Source organism: Methylobacterium sp. J-030 (assembly GCF_022829545.1).
In the GTDB taxonomy this organism is placed as follows: domain Bacteria; phylum Pseudomonadota; class Alphaproteobacteria; order Rhizobiales; family Beijerinckiaceae; genus Methylobacterium.
In genome coordinates, this window is the sequence record NZ_JAKSYM010000161.1 from 1 (window position 1) to 1,269 (window position 1,269).

The window sequence follows — 1,269 nt, forward strand, 5'->3', positions numbered from 1 at the left end:
GAAGCGGATGATCCGCCTGTTCGGCGCAACCTGGCTCATCCAGGCCATTCGAGCCTGAAGCGGTCCACCGCGCCGCCGTCATCATCCTGCCGACCAGCGCTGGCGACCACGATCAATGCGTTTTGACACGGCCTCGGTCGGTAGCAGGCCGTCCGCTTTTCCTGCGGGCCAGCTCCGAAGCGGACAGACGTCTTTCGGCCAGCTTCGGTCATTGGCGCCTCCCCGAAACGCCAGGGAGCGGACGTCTCCCCGCGTTCGGGCCAGGCAAAGAATCTGCGCTCGCGGGTCCGTATAGCTGGACGACGTCGGCAAGCAGCGTGCGCAGGTGACAACCGGGAAAGGCGGCTGCATCGGTTGGGCCCGGTTCCGTCATAGCGGCCAAAGTGACGAGCTTGCGGATGAGATCGGCGGGCTCAGCCACAGGTGCGAGAAGCAGGGTTTCCGTCAGGTTGATGATCTCGGCGGCAAAAGCACGTTTCTAAGTCTGAGCCGCAGGCAGACCTACCGCCTCGGCAATCTGCATGAAGCGGCTCTGCCGGCGGGCAGGTTGGCGGTCAGGCGGCGTGCTTCCCACTCGGTGCCGAGCCGGCGCCGGATCGTGCCGGGATCGGCAGCGTACGCCGGGGGCGAGCCGGGACGAACCAGCAGCCACGCGGGGATAGCCGTGGCGGGCGACGAGCTCGGCCGCGATCTGGTCGATCTTGGCCAGCGCAGCATTGCACGCGTCGAGGAGTTTGGTGAATTCGACGAAGATCCGTCGTACGCTAGAAGCCCTGCGCTCCGTTGTCCCGGCGTCTACAAGAAACGTCGCGGCGAGCTCGGCCAGCACGCGCCGGGAAGGCACCGGCACAGAGCTCATGCCGCGGCCTTGATGAAGGGAGTGGCGCCGGCGTCGGCGTCGTCTTGCTCGGAGGAGAGGACAGGGGCTGCGGCCGCGATGATACCTTTAGCCTCCTGCAGGGCGGCGAGATAGGCGGCGGCGCGGGAGGCGTGGCTGGCGGCGGTGACGAGGGCTTTGGGGTCTGCTCGCAGCAATGGCAGCCAGTGCGCGATGTAATTCGCGTGGTCTGGGCGTGGGCGGCGGGCGATGCCGAGGTCGGCCAGGACGAAGGCCGCTCCGAGTTCGGCCACTACCGTCCGGACCCATAATGGTGGCGCGGACGGCTTGGGTGTGATTCACGGCTTCCGTGGGAGGAGCCGATGGATCAGTTCTGGCTGACGGACGAGCAGTTTGCGCGGATCACGCCGCACTTGCCCACCGACACACGG

At 67.0% G+C, this 1,269-nt stretch carries 2 protein-coding genes; both read right to left on the reverse strand.

The genetic code is table 11. The features are described 5' to 3' along the window. Positions 1–478 precede the first annotated feature (478 nt). Positions 479–829, reverse strand: coding sequence for a hypothetical protein (locus tag MKK75_RS09805; RefSeq protein ID WP_244042398.1), 351 nt, complete (start codon positions 827–829; stop codon positions 479–481). A 26-nt stretch (positions 830–855) separates the two neighbouring features. Next, positions 856–1,131, reverse strand: coding sequence for a zincin-like metallopeptidase domain-containing protein (locus MKK75_RS09810; protein ID WP_244042399.1), 276 nt, complete (start codon positions 1,129–1,131; stop codon positions 856–858). Between the last annotated feature and the right edge of the window lie 138 nt (positions 1,132–1,269).